Genomic DNA, 13,333 nt, shown 5'->3' on the forward strand with positions numbered 1-13,333 from the left:
CTCGCGTTCGGCGTGCCGGAAACGACTATTCGGCGCGCTTGTCGACCACCCACGCGCCGGCCGGGACGATGACGCGGCCGACCTGAGTCTCGGCGTCGGTGTGGTTGATGACGAAGCGCCACGGGCCGCGGTCGACGACGTCGACGCCGGGCGAGCCGGGCCCGTTCAGTTCGAGCGCCTCGAACAGGCGGTCCCACGCCTCGTCGACGAGCTTGCACGAGACGTACCAGGCCTCGCCCTCCCCGAACGGGTTGACGGTGACGGCGGGCTGGTTCTCGATGACCTCGCCGGTGGCGTACTGGGTGACGCACTGGGCGCCGCGCAGCTCGACCAGTTCGCAGAAGCGCTCGGCGGCGCCGAAGTTCCACAGCGCCCGCAGCTCGCCGGCCGGCTGGGGGAGGTGCTCGAGGACGCGGATGCCGAACAGGTCGGTGAGCCCGCCGAGGAAGCCGCCGAGCCAGATCTGGCAGTGCTCGTCGACCGCGCCGGTGAGGTAGGAGGCGACCAGCCGCCCGCCCCCGGCGGTGAACCAGCGCAGGTTCTCGGCGGCGGCCTCGCTGAGCACGTACGTGGAGGGGGCGATCACGGTGGAGTACTTCCCGAGCTCGCCCTCGGGGGCGACGAAGTCGACGGTCACGCCGCGGTCGCGCAGCACCCGGTGGATCTGGGACACGTTCTCGAAGTAGTCGACCTTCGCCGGGAGCGAGGCGTGGCCGCCGGTGGCCCACCACGACTCGGGGCTCCACAGGATCGCGACGTCGGCCGCGACGGGCTCGTCCACCGTCGCGGCGAGGCCCGGGAGCGCCCGCCCGAACTCGACGACCTCGCGGAAGCCTCGCGTGTCCTTGCCGGCGTGGGGCACCAGCGCGGAGTGCCACTGCTCGGCGCCGCCGCGACCGGAGCGCCACTGGAAGAACATGGCGCCCTTGGAGCCGCGGCTGATGTGGATCATCGAGTGGCGGCTCATGCGGCCCGGGCCCTTGGCGATGGCCCCGTCGGGGCTGTGGACGGCGCCCGCGGACTGCTCCATGAGCAGCCACGGCTTCCCTCCGGCCCAGGAGCGGGACAGGTCGGCGTGGAGGGCGCTCTGCCGCTCGGCGGTCTCGTCCGCGTCGTTGGGATAGGAGTCGAAGGCGACGAGGTCGACTTCGCTCGACCACTGCCACTGGTCGACCGGGACCCACTGGCCGAACACGTAGTTCGTGGTGACGGGGATCTCGGGGTCGGCCTCGCGCAGGAGGTCGCGCTGGGCGCGGAAGTGGTCGAGCAGCGCGTCGGAGGTGAAGCGCTTGAAGTCGAGCTCGTGGGCGGGGTTGGCGAGGTACTGGGTGGCGCGGGGCGCGAGGATCTGGTCCCACTCGGAGTACGCCTGGGACCAGAACGAGCCCCACCACGCCGCGTTGAGGGCCTCCAGCGTCTCGTATTTCCGCTGGAGCCAGGCGCGGAAGGCCCGCTCGGCGTGTGCGGAGTGGCTCGTGGAGCCGTACTCGTTGTGCACGTGCCACATCGCCAGGGCCGGGTGCTCGGCGTAGCGCTCGGCGAGCTTCCCGGCGATCCGCAGGCTCGCCTCGCGGTAGGCCGGGGCGTGGACGTCATAGGTGTCGCGTGAGCCGTGGACCTGGAGCGTCCCGTCGGGGCGCGTGTTCAGCGCGTCGGGGTAGGCGAGGGTGAACCACGGCGGCGGGGACGCGGTCGGGGTGGCCAGGGCGACGCTGACACCGCCCTCGTGGAGCTTGTCGAGGACGCGGTCGAGCCAGCCGAAGTCGTACTCGCCCTCCTTCGGTTCGAGCCTGGACCACGAGAAGATGCCGAGGCTGACGAGGTTGACCCCGGCCTCGCGCATGAGGGCGACGTCGTCGTCCCACACGTCCTCGGGCCACTGCTCGGGGTTGTAGTCACCGCCGTAGCAGAGTCCGTCGACGCCTTTGGGCCAGTGCATGAGGGTGTCCTCTCGACAAGCGGGGTGTGAGTTAGTTGCCTGACAAAACTAACTCGCTTCGGGGAACTCGGCCAACCACTTCCCGGCCGACGCGTCCCGGGGCGCTCATTCGGGGGTGAGCGCCGCGAACCGCTCCGAGCGCAGCCGCTCGGGCCAGGTGTCGTCGACCGGCGGCAGCGTGGCCGGGTCGATGCCCACCGCCCACGACAGCAGCAGGTCGGCCAGCCGCGGATTCCGCGCCAGCGCCGGGCCGTGCATGTAGGTGCCCACGACGTGCCCCGCCCAGGCGCCCTCGGTGGCGCCGTCGTTGCCGATCCCGGCGCTCACGTGCGCCAGCGGCTGCACGGCCTCGCCGAGGTGGGTGCGCCCGCCGTGGTTCTCGAAGCCGGTGATCGGGCCGATGCCCAGCACCGGCGAGCCCTCACCGGCGACCTCGCCCACGGCCCGGCTCTCGCCCCGGTCCGAGCGCAGGTCGAGGATCCCCAGGCCCGCGTAGCAGCGGCCGTTGGCGTAGAACGACTCGCCGAGCAGCTGGTAGCCCGCGCAGATCGCCAGGATCGGCTTCCCCGACTCGGCGGCCCTGGCCAGAGCGCCGTCGTCGAGCAGCCGCTCGGCCGCCACCGCCTGCGGGCCGTCCTCGCCGCCGCCGATGAGGTAGATGTCGGCGCCGTGCGGGATGTGCTGGTCCGAGCGGACCTGCATCGGCTCGACGTCGATGCCGCGGGCGCGGGCCCGGTGGGCCAGCACCAGCAGGTTGCCCCGGTCGCCGTAGGTCGACAGCAGGTCGGGGTAGAGCCAGACGATGCGCAGTGTGCTAATTGACACGATTGAATTCCGCCCTAATGTCTTGGAACGCCGTGTAGTTCGCGACGACCTCGACCGGCCCCGGCGCCACGGCCGCGATCGCCGCCCTGATGTCGTCGACGACGATGTAGTCCACCCGGTCGACCTCCAAGCGGACGGCCAGGTCCGTGCGCCGGTCACCGGTGACGACGACCTTGCGCCCGGCCAGCGAGGTGAAGTCGACGTCGTAGATCCAGGAGGTGTCGAAGCCGTCCACCTCGCGGGCATTGAGCGAGAGCACCACCGGCGGGTCCTTCTCGATCATGTCGAACGACTCGAGCCAGCCGGCGGGGTTCTTCGCCAGCAGCAGGCGCAGCTGCCGCCCGTCGCGCTCGACCTTCGCGTAGCGCCCCGCGACCGAGGTCACCTGCGCCAGCCGCGGCGCGGCCTGGGCCGGCTCGACCCCGAACAGGCTCGCGATGGCCAGGGCGGTGGCGGCGTTGGCGCGGTTGACCCGGCCCGGCAGCTGGAGGCTGAGGTCGTAGCGGCGCCCGTCGGGGCCGACGACGGCCTCGCCGGTGTGGGCCACCGACCACTGCGGAGAGGGCCGGTTCAGGCCGCAGTTGGTGCAGCGCCAGAACTCCCCGAAGCGGTCGAGGTGCGAGCCGCAGTTGGGGCAGATCGCCGAGTCGGCCGTCCAGCTCTGCCCGGCCGCGACCCACACGACCCGCTCGCACACCGAGGCCGCCCACACGATGAGCGGGTCGTCGGCGTTGGCGACGATGGTCGTCTGGCCCGCGGAGACCTGGAGCGTCTGGCGCCACTTCGCCGCCAGGGCGGTCACCTCCATGGCCCGGTCGAGCTGGTCGCGCGAGAGGTTGAGCAGCGCCACCACCTTCGGGTGCGCCGCGTCGAGCAGCTGCCCGAGGTAGTGCTCGTCGCATTCGAGCGCCGCGTAGGTGGCCTTGGGCGCTTTGGCCAGGGCGGTGGTGTGCCCGGTGGGCATGTTGGCCCCGAACGAGTTCGTGGCGACCTTCCCGATGGCCTCCAGCGCCGCGGTGGTGAAGCGCGTGGTGGTGGTCTTGCCGTTGGTGCCCGAGACGAGGACGACGTGGCGGCCGTCGGCGAGCAGCTCCAGGAGCCGGGGCTCGACTATCAGCCCCACGCGCCCCCCGATGACCGAGCCGTCACCGCGCCCGGTCGCTCGCGACAGCGCCGCTGCCGTCCGCAGCAGTGCGGTGGCGAATTTCGCGCGTGGTGGCAGGTTCGCGCTCATGCGGGCTCGCTTTCCACTTGATCGGACTCGACGACTATGCAGAAGAGTTTGTCACATGTCCCGCTGTGCTCGTGCTGAGCGTGAGGGGTGCGTGAGGCTGATTGCGCTGCGGCGCGGACGCCCCAGGAAGCGGCGGGGGCCCCGGCCCCGGAGCCCGGCCCGGCGGCCCCGCCGGTGCGAGCCGGGAGCCGACGACAGGACTGCGGCCAGCGGCCTCACGGGCGCGAACCGCGGAGATCCCGGTCAAGCGCATGGTCTTCCACGAGACCGGCGGTCCCACGGGTGTGAACCGCGGGCCGTCAGTTCGGCTTCGAGCGTGTTCAGGCCGCCTCCGGAGCGGGCCGCGGCCGCCCGGCGCGCCGCGCTGTCGCGAGATCCCCGAGGTTCTGGTCCTGCTCGCCTCCGTCCCGCGCACGCCGCGCCGCGCTGCCGCGAGCGGGCCTCGCAATCGCCACAGGGGACGCAGTGGTCCATCGATCGCTTCCGGTGACGACACCAGTACCAAACGTGTCCAAATTGGTCGCACACGGTGCGGACCCGACTCCGCTCCTCCCGGTTCGCTTGGGCGCCTTGGCGGTCGCAATGAGTGAATTGTGAATGAACCTAGCGTCTGTGGCCTTCCTCGCCCACTCGCCACTCCACTTCACTCCACCGATGCTGAGCTGCGCCTTCACCATTCGAAGCATGAATGTCGGCGCAAAACAACCCCCACGGGTGGGGGGAAGTGGAGTATGGTGGGGCGCATTGGCGGGACGGGGCTCCCGCCGACGCGGCATGGGAGGCCGCGAAGCCTGAGAGTCACGGGGGGTGGTGCCGATGTTCCTCGGTACCCACAACCCCCGCCTGGACGACAAGGGCCGCGTCATCCTCCCCGCGAAGTTCAGGGAAGCACTCGCGGAGGGGGTGGTGATCACGAAGGGCCAGGAGCGGTGCCTCTACGTCTTCCCCGAAGAGGAGTTCGCCCGCCTGGCCGACGCGCTCCAGGCCGCGCCCATGTCGAGCAAGACCGCCCGCGCCTACAACCGGGTGTTCTTCGCCTCGGCCCACGACGAGGTCCCCGACAAGCAGGGCCGCGTGACGATCCCGCCGAGACTGCGCCAATACGCCGGACTCGACCGCGACCTGATCGTCATCGGCGCCTCGAACCGCGTCGAGATCTGGAACGCCGACACCTGGGAGGCGTACCTGGAGGCCTCCGAGGAGGACTTCGCCGACATCGAAGAGGGCGACCTGCCCGAAGGCCTGTTAGTCGAACGACATGTGAGAAGGAGGTGAGTGACATGGACGCACCGCACGTGCCCGTCATGCTCGACGAGGTGCTCGACTACCTCGCGCCCGCCGCGTCGCGGCCCGGCGCGCTCGCCGTCGACGCCACGCTCGGCGCCGGCGGCCACACCGAGGCGCTCCTGACCGCTCACCCCGGCCTCACCGTCATCGGCGTCGACCGCGACCCGACCGCGCTCGAACTCGCCTCCAAGCGACTGACCGACTTCGGGGACCGCTTCATCCCGGCCCGCGCCGTCTACGACGCGATCCCCGCCGTCCTCGCCGAGCACGGCCACGAGCGGGCCGACGCGGTCCTGTTCGACCTCGGCGTCTCCTCCATGCAGCTCGACCGGCCCGAGCGCGGCTTCGCCTACGCCCAGGACGCCCCGCTGGACATGCGCATGAACCCCGACGACCGCCTCACCGCCGAGATCGTCGTCAACACCTACGAGGTGACCGAGCTCGTGCGCATCCTGCGCGACTACGGCGAGGAGAAGTTCGCGCCCCGCGTCGCCAAGGCCATCGCCGCGGCCCGCGCCAAGGCCCCGATCACCTCCAGCCGGGAGCTCGCCGACCTGGTGCGCGACGCCATCCCGGCCGCGACCCGACGCACCGGCGGCAACCCCGCCAAGCGGACCTTCCAGGCCCTGCGCATCGAGGTCAACGGCGAACTCGACACCTGGCGGGCGGCCCTGCCCGCCGCACTCGACGCGCTCGCGCCCGGCGGCCGCGTCGTGGTGATGTCCTACCACTCCCTGGAAGACCGCATCACAAAACAGGTGCTGGCGCAGCGCGCCAAATCTGCCACCCCGGCCGGCCTGCCGGTCGACCTCCCCGGAACCGAGCCCACCTTTCGACTCCTGACAAGGAAAGCCCAGCAACCGACCAAGACCGAACTCGACCGAAACCCGCGATCGGCGCCCGCGCGACTGCGCGCCGCCGAGCGGATCGCACCGACCGGAGAAGGAGGCGACTCATGAGCAACGAGCCCTACCGTCGGCCCCGAGCAGACGCCGACGAGATCATCAAGGCCGCCCGCCGCCGGGCCCGCGCCGCATCGTCGCGGCGACGGTCCCTCGTCGGCGAGGCGGGCGAGGCTCCGGTCGTCGACGGCTCCCTGGCGGTCCAGCCCGAGGCCGTGCCCGTCGAGGCGCCCCCCGAGCGGAAGGCCGAGCCCGAGCCGGTCAAGCGCGCCCGCACCGCCCCGCGCCCCGCGGCCAAGCCCGCGGCCGAGCCGGTCGAGCTGCCGCGCCCCGCGTTCGTCGGCGGGGTCCTCGCGCTGGTCGTCGCCGGGATCGTGGGCCTGTTGCTGCTGAACACGGTCATCAACGAGGACGCCTACCGCCTCCAGGACCTCCGCACGGAGGCCGCCGACCTCGACCAGACCGAGCAGGAGCTCCAGAGCGAGCTCAACGAGCTGAAGTCGCCGAACAACCTGGAAGTGAAGGCCAGCCAGTACGGCATGGTCGAGCCCGACAAGGTCGTCCACCTGAACCTGTCCGACGGGTCCACCGTCGAGGTGCCCTGGAACGGAGAGTGACCGGTGGAAGCATCCGACCCCCGTCGACGGCGCGACCCCTCCTCCATCTCGAGAGCCCGTCGTTACACGCCTCGCGGACGCACCGTCCGCGAGGCGGCTTCCGATTCGGCCGAGGACAACCGGGCCCGCGAGCACGGCGCGCGCGACCGCGAGGCCGCGCGCCGCGCCCGCAGCCGCGAGGCCAAGGAGCACGCGGCCGACGACCTCGCCGCGAAGCGCCGCCGCGAGGCCGCCGCCCGCTCCCGGCAGCGCCGCCAGCGCGAGAGCGCCGCCGACAGCCGCGAGATCCCCAGACCGCGCCGGGAGGCGCCCGCGCGCCGCCCCGCGCCGCGGAGCCCCGGCACGCCCGGACCCCGGCGCCCCGCCCCAGGCCGCGCCCCCTCCGTCCGCCCCATCCGCGACCTGCCCCGCACCGGCAACCCCGCCCGGCGGCTCCGCTTCGCCTCCGCCGTGGTCCTCATCCTGCTCGTCGTCGCCGGAGGCCGGCTCGTCCAACTCCAGGTCACCGACTCGGCCGCCTATGCCGCCGAGGCGTTCAACCAGCGCCTGTTCACCGAGCCGCTCCCCGCCTCGCGCGGAGCGATCCTCGACCGCAACGGCAACGCGCTGGCCTACTCCGTCGAGGCCAACTTCATCGCCGTCGACCCCACCCGCGTCACCGGTGACGCGGCGCAGCTGGCCGCCCGGCTCGCCCCCCTGCTCGGCCGCCCCGCCTCCGAACTCGAACCGCTCATCGCCACCGACAAGACCGCCGAGGGCGACCCGATCCAGTTCGCCTACCTCCAGCGCGGCGTCGACCTCGCCGTCGGCGACCAGATCGCCGAGATGGACGACCCGGGCCTCATCGTCGGCGACGACGAGCGCCGCATCGTGCCCGGACACGACCTCGCCGCCAATATCATCGGCTTCACCGGCGTCGACACCGCCACGGGCCTCAGCGGCCTGGAGGCCTCCTACGACGACTGGCTCAGCGGCACCGACGGCGAGGTCTCCTACGAGCGCGGCCGGGCCGGCCAGCCGATCCCCGGCGCGTTCTACCGCGAGGAGCCGGCCGTGCCCGGCAACGACCTCCAGCTCACCATCGACGCCGACCTCCAGTACCAGGTGCAGAAGATCCTCGAGGACACCGTCGAGGAGCACGAGGGCAAGTTCGGCTCGGCGATGGTCATGGAGGTCGGCACCGGCGAGATGCTCGCGATGGCCTCCACGCCGACCTACGACGCGGCCAACCCCTTCGACGTCGAGGACGAAGAGGCCTACCGCGACTACGGCACCCAGGCCACCGTCGACCCCGGCTCCATCCACAAGGCCATCATCTTCGCCGCCGCTCTCGAAGAGGGCTGCATCGAGGCCGACGGCACCATGTTCGTGCCCCAGACGATCAACAAGGGCGGCACGACCTACGAGGACCACTACCCGCACGGCGACGCGATGCTGAGCCTGGCCGGGATCATCGCCCAGTCCTCGAACGTCGGCACCATCGAGCTGGCCGACTGCCTGGGGGCGGAGAAGGTCTACGAGTACCAGCAGCTGTTCGGGCTCGGCGAGCCCACCGGCGTCGGCGTCGCCGGGGAGGCCCCCGGCATGCTCCACGCCCCCGAGGACTGGTGGGGCACCTCCTACGGCTCCGTGCCGATCGGCCACGAGAGCACCGCCACGATCATCCAGATGGCCGCCGCCTACGGCGCGATCGCCAACGACGGCGAGTACGTGCAGCCGACCCTCATCGACCACAAGCTCGACGCCGACGGCAACGCCGTGGAGGACAGCGCCGAGCCCGAGACGCACCGCGTCATGTCCCAGCAGAACGCCGAAGACCTGCAGTACCTGCTCCAGGCGCCCATCGTCGACGACACCGGCACCGCGCGCGGCGCCGCGCTGGAGAACTACCACCTGGCGGGCAAGACCGGCACCGGCGGCCTGGCCGAGGACGGCGGGTACGCGCCGGGCAACGTGGCCTCGATGGTGGGCTTCGCCCCGGCCGAGGACCCGCAGTACGTGGTGGCCGTCAGCGTGTACGTGCCCAACGGGGGAGGCGGCGGCGGGACCACCGGACAGGCGTTCAAGGACATCAACGAGTTCACGTTGAGCTACTTCGGGGTTCCGCCCTCGACGGGGCCCGCCCCGGAGTTCGACGTGTGGGGGTGAGCCCGCTCCGGGTCTCGCGTTCAGGGGAATGGAGGGTCGGGATCGCGCGTTAATCTAGGGCGTCTAGAAGAAGGAGCCGATTGCTTTGAACGTTGACCCTTGGGCACTGTGCGACGTCCTCGCCGACCCTCCCGAGGCGCGGGGTGCGGTGCTGCTGCACTTCCTCGACGGGTTCATGGACGCGGGCTCGGCCGGGCGCGGCGTCGTCGACTACCTCTTCGACGAGTTCGAGCACACCCCGGTGGCGTCGTTCGACGTCGATCAGCTGATCGACTACCGCTCGCGCCGCCCGAACCTGACGTTCGCGCTCGACCGCTGGTCCGACTTCGAGGCGCCGCAGCTGGTCGTCTACCTGATGCGGGACCGCTCCGAGCGCCCGTTCCTGCTGCTGACCGGGCCGGAGCCCGACTTCGCCTGGGAGCGGTTCGTGGACGCCACGGAGGACCTGATCGACCATTGGAACGTGCCGCTGACCGTCGGCTTCCAGGGCATCCCGATGGGGGTGCCGCACACGCGCGAGTTGGGGATGACCGTGCACGCGACCCGGCCCGAGCTGGTCTTCGACAACCGGCCGATGTTCAACGAGGTGACGGTGCCCGGGAACGCGGCGGGACTGCTGGAGTACCGGCTCGGCGAGTCGGGGCGCGACGCGGTCGGGCTGTCGGTCCACGTGCCCCACTACGTGATGCAGATGACCTACCCGGCGGCCACGATCCGCCTGCTGGAGGGCATCAGGGAGGCCACCGGCCTCGACCTGCCGTCCGACCCGGCGCTGGAGGACGACCGCTCGCGCGTCGACGCCGACATCGCCGAGCAGGTGGCGGAGTCCGAAGAGGTCTCCGACGTCGTGAAGTCCCTTGAGGAGCAGTACGACTCGTTCACCGAGGCCGCCGAGGCCGACGAGATGCTCCAAGAGGGACGCATGCCCACCGCCGACGAGCTGGGGGCCGCGTTCGAGCACTTCCTCGCGGAGCGCCAGAGGCCCGACGATGACTGACACAGGCGACTGAACACACCACGATTGCGCGCCACAACGCGAAGCGGGTCCGGCCATCAGATGGTCGGACCCGCTTCGCGCTCGCGGCCTAGTTGCCGTGCTTGGCACGCGAGGCGGCGCGGCCGCGCTCCTTCTGGTCGAGCACGACCTTGCGGATGCGCACCGTCTCGGGCGTGATCTCGACGCACTCGTCGTCGCGGCAGAACTCCAGGGACTGCTCCAGCGACAGCGCGCGCGGCGGCACGACGTTCTCCGTGGCGTCGGAGGTGGCCGAACGCATGTTCGTGAGCTTCTTCTCCTTGGTGATGTTCACGTCCATGTCGTCCGAGCGCGAGTTCTCGCCGACGATCATGCCCTCATAGACCTCGGTCGTCGGCCCCACGAACAGGGTGCCGCGCTCCTGGAGGTTGAGCATCGCGAACGCGGTGACCGAGCCGGCCCGGTCGGCCACCAGGGAGCCGTTGTTCCGGGTGCGCAGCTCGCCGAACCACGGCTCGTGGGTCTCGAAGATCGAGTGGGCGATGCCGGTGCCCCGCGTCTGCGTCAGGAACTCGGTGCGGAAGCCGATCAGGCCCCGGGCGGGCACGAGCCACTCCATGCGGATCCAGCCCGAACCATGGTTCGTCATCGTCTCCATGCGGCCCTTGCGCGCGGCCATGAGCTGCGTGATCGCGCCCAGGTGCTCCTCGGGCGAGTCGATCGTCATCCGCTCGACCGGCTCGTGGACCTTGCCGTCGATGACCTTGGTGACCACCTCGGGCTTGCCGACGGTCAGCTCGAAGCCCTCGCGGCGCATCTGCTCGACCAGGATCGCCAGGGCCAGTTCGCCGCGGCCCTGGACCTCCCAGGCGTCGGGGCGCTCGGTGGGCAGGACCCGCAGCGAGACGTTGCCGACCAGCTCGCGCTCCAGCCGGTCCTTGACCAGGCGCGCGGTGACCTTGTGGCCCTTGCCGCCCCGGCCGACGAGCGGGGAGGTGTTGGTGCCGATGGTCATCGAGATCGCCGGCTCGTCGACGGTGATGAGCGGCAGCGCCACCGGGTGCTCGGGGTCGGCCAGGGTCTCGCCGATCGTGATGTCGGGGATGCCGGCGATGGCGCAGATGTCGCCGGGCCCGGCCTGCTCGGCGGGCTTGCGGGTGAGCGCCTCGGTCATCATCAGCTCGGTGATGCGGACGTTCGTGATCGAGCCGTCGCGCCGCATCCAGGCCACGGTCTGGCCCTTGCGCAGCTCGCCCTGTTCGACGCGGCACAGCGCGATGCGGCCGAGGAAGTTGTCCGCGTCGAGGTTGGTGACGTGCGCCTGGAGCGGGGCGCCCTCCTCGTATTCGGGCGCGGGCACGTGATCGAGGATCGTGTCGAAGAACGGCTGGAGGTTCTCGGAGTCCTCGGGGACGGTGCCGTCCTTCGGCTGGGTGAGCGAGGCGACGCCGTCGCGGGCGCAGGCGTAGACGATCGGGAACTCGATCTGCTCCTCGTCGGCGTCGAGGTCGAGGAACAGGTCGTAGGTCTCGTTGACGACCTCGGAGATGCGGGCGTCGGGCCGGTCGGTCTTGTTGATGCACAGGATGACCGGCAGGCGCGCCTCCAGGGCCTTGCGCAGCACGAAGCGGGTCTGCGGCAGCGGGCCCTCGGAGGCGTCGACGAGGAGGACGACCGCGTCGACCATCGACAGGCCGCGCTCGACCTCGCCGCCGAAGTCGGCGTGGCCCGGCGTGTCGATGATGTTGATGACCATCGGCGAGCCGTCGGCCGGGTTCGTGTAGTGGACCGCGGTGTTCTTCGCGAGGATCGTGATGCCCTTCTCGCGCTCGAGGTCCATCGAGTCCATGACCCGGTCGTCGACCTGGAGGCCCTCGCGGAACGCCCCGGCCTGCTTCAGCATGGCGTCGACGAGCGTGGTCTTGCCGTGGTCGACGTGGGCGACGATGGCGATGTTTCGCAGATCAGAGCGTATTGACACGACGTCGATTGTCCCTTAACGGCGCCGGAGAATCTCGATCAGGCCCCGTGACGGCCGACACGGGAGAGTAAATTTCACATTAGTGTTTCGACTGACACGAACTGACTCAATTCGTACAGTTCCGATGTATGGGTGCATACAACATCGCCATCAGGTTCGCAATGGTCCCGGCGCTGGCCGCGGTCGCGGTGCTGAGCGGCGCCCTCCCCGCCGCTGCCGCCGCCCCGGCAACGGTTCCGGCCGCGGTCGTCGACACCTCCGGCAGCACGCTCAACGTGCGCTCGGGCCCGGCCACCGACCAGCGGACCGTCGAGGCCCTCGCCGACGGCGCGAGCGTGACGATCACCTGCAAGGTCCGCGGCGAGCACATCGACGGCACCGTGCGCTCCACCGCCACGTGGGTGCTCATCGGCAAGGACCGCTGGATCAGCCACGCCTACGTCCGCCTCACCGGCGGCGACGCCGACCTGCCCTGGTGCTCGGCCGCCGGGCAGAAGGCCACCTACGCCACGGTCGCCACCGGCGGCACCGCCGTCCTCAACGTCCGCGCCGACGCCGACTCCGGCTCCGACAAGGTCGGCACCTACCGCGACGGCACCACCGTGCAGGTCGAATGCCAGGTATGGGGCCAGTCCGTCGACGGCGAGGTCGCCGAGACCAACGTCTGGTACCGCGTCGGCGAGGGCCGCCACGTCGCCGCCGCCTACGTCCGGTGGAGCGAGGGCGAGCCGTGGCTGCCCTGGTGCGGCCAGGACCCGCCCTCGGTGCCCAAAGGCGGAAACCAGGACTTCATCGACCGGCACGCCGAGGCCGCCCGCAGCAGCCAGCGCGCCACCGGCGTCCCCGCCTCGGTGACCCTCGCCCAGGCGATCCTGGAGACCGGCTGGGGCAAGAGCCCGCTGGCCCGCGAGGACCACAACCTCTTCGGGATGAAGTGCTTCGGCTCGCCCGGCGACTACGCCATCGGCTGCCGCGACTACGCCACCTTCGAGTGCAGCCCCACCGGCGGGTGCTTCGACATGGACGCGACCTTCCGTGCCTACGCCGGGATCGCCGACTCCTACCGCGACCACGGCGAGCTGCTCTCGGGCTGGTCGCGATACGCCGCGGCCATGGCGCACAAGGACGACCCCGACCGGTTCGCCCGAGAGATCCACAAGGCCGGATACGCCACCGACCCGCAGTACGCCGACAAGCTCATCGAGCTCATGGGGAAGTACGACCTCTACCGCTACGACGCCTGAGTGAGGTGCCGCATTCGCCTTCGGTGACCGCGGGGGGAAGCGGGTAGTCTCGACAGGTGGGCCGGCGCGCGAGCGCGGCCCCGCGATTCTGTCGGACCCGAAGGTTAGATTCCCACGGTGGCCAACGAGCAGCTTCAAACCGCAACCAAGCGAACGCCCGCACCCCTGTCGACGGGGAAC

Annotated in this window: 10 protein-coding genes; 6 read left to right on the plus strand and 4 right to left on the minus strand. The window is 71.1% G+C overall.

The window, feature by feature from the left end; translation table 11 throughout:
• Positions 1 to 25 precede the first annotated feature (25 nt).
• From H613_RS24605 to H613_RS0105690, 3 genes are all read right to left on the minus strand, one after another.
• Positions 26 to 1,939 (minus strand): beta-galactosidase, encoded by a 1,914-nt coding sequence (locus tag H613_RS24605; protein ID WP_035736320.1) that lies wholly within the window; start codon positions 1,937 to 1,939, stop codon positions 26 to 28.
• Positions 1,940 to 2,044: 105 nt separating this feature from the next.
• The gene (locus H613_RS0105685; RefSeq protein WP_026923058.1) at positions 2,045 to 2,764 is read right to left on the minus strand and encodes a type 1 glutamine amidotransferase; all 720 of its coding nucleotides are present in this window, start codon (positions 2,762 to 2,764) and stop codon (positions 2,045 to 2,047) included.
• Positions 2,754 to 3,986 carry a MurT ligase domain-containing protein gene (locus H613_RS0105690; protein WP_026923059.1) on the minus strand — a complete coding sequence of 411 codons (1,233 nt, stop codon included), beginning with the start codon at positions 3,984 to 3,986 and terminating at the stop codon, positions 2,754 to 2,756. The genes H613_RS0105685 and H613_RS0105690 overlap by 11 nt, the downstream gene beginning before the upstream one ends.
• A gap of 828 nt (positions 3,987 to 4,814) precedes the next feature.
• On the opposite strand from H613_RS0105690, the gene mraZ reads away from it, so the two are divergent.
• The 5 genes from mraZ (at position 4,815) to H613_RS0105715 (ending at position 9,949) form a co-directional block, all read left to right on the plus strand.
• Positions 4,815 to 5,273, plus strand: coding sequence for a division/cell wall cluster transcriptional repressor MraZ (gene mraZ / locus H613_RS0105695; protein ID WP_026923060.1), 459 nt, complete (start codon positions 4,815 to 4,817; stop codon positions 5,271 to 5,273).
• Between the two features lie 5 nt (positions 5,274 to 5,278).
• Complete coding sequence (rsmH, locus tag H613_RS0105700; RefSeq protein ID WP_035736323.1) at positions 5,279 to 6,244, plus strand: 16S rRNA (cytosine(1402)-N(4))-methyltransferase RsmH; 966 nt, start codon at positions 5,279 to 5,281, stop codon at positions 6,242 to 6,244.
• The gene (gene ftsL / locus H613_RS28920; protein ID WP_051392991.1) at positions 6,241 to 6,804 is read left to right on the plus strand and encodes a cell division protein FtsL; all 564 of its coding nucleotides are present in this window, start codon (positions 6,241 to 6,243) and stop codon (positions 6,802 to 6,804) included. Before rsmH ends, ftsL begins: the two co-directional genes overlap by 4 nt.
• A 3-nt stretch (positions 6,805 to 6,807) precedes the next feature.
• The gene (locus H613_RS24615; protein WP_156925842.1) at positions 6,808 to 8,952 is read left to right on the plus strand and encodes a peptidoglycan D,D-transpeptidase FtsI family protein; all 2,145 of its coding nucleotides are present in this window, start codon (positions 6,808 to 6,810) and stop codon (positions 8,950 to 8,952) included.
• 85 nt (positions 8,953 to 9,037) lie between these two features.
• Positions 9,038 to 9,949 (plus strand): proteasome assembly chaperone family protein, encoded by a 912-nt coding sequence (locus tag H613_RS0105715; protein WP_026923062.1) that lies wholly within the window; start codon positions 9,038 to 9,040, stop codon positions 9,947 to 9,949.
• A gap of 88 nt (positions 9,950 to 10,037) precedes the next feature.
• Here H613_RS0105715 and typA read toward each other — a convergent pair whose 3' ends face one another.
• Positions 10,038 to 11,909, minus strand: a complete 1,872-nt coding sequence (gene typA / locus H613_RS0105720; protein ID WP_051392992.1) for a translational GTPase TypA — start codon at positions 11,907 to 11,909, stop codon at positions 10,038 to 10,040.
• 128 nt (positions 11,910 to 12,037) lie between these two features.
• Between typA and gsmA the strand changes: the two genes are divergently transcribed.
• On the plus strand, positions 12,038 to 13,153 hold the full coding sequence (gene gsmA, locus H613_RS28925; protein ID WP_051392993.1) for a sporangiospore maturation cell wall hydrolase GsmA: 1,116 nt from the start codon (positions 12,038 to 12,040) through the stop codon (positions 13,151 to 13,153).
• Positions 13,154 to 13,333: the final 180 nt, after the last annotated feature.

Origin of the sequence: Glycomyces arizonensis DSM 44726 (assembly GCF_000482705.1) — a bacterium.
Classification (GTDB): domain Bacteria; phylum Actinomycetota; class Actinomycetes; order Mycobacteriales; family Micromonosporaceae; genus Glycomyces; species Glycomyces arizonensis.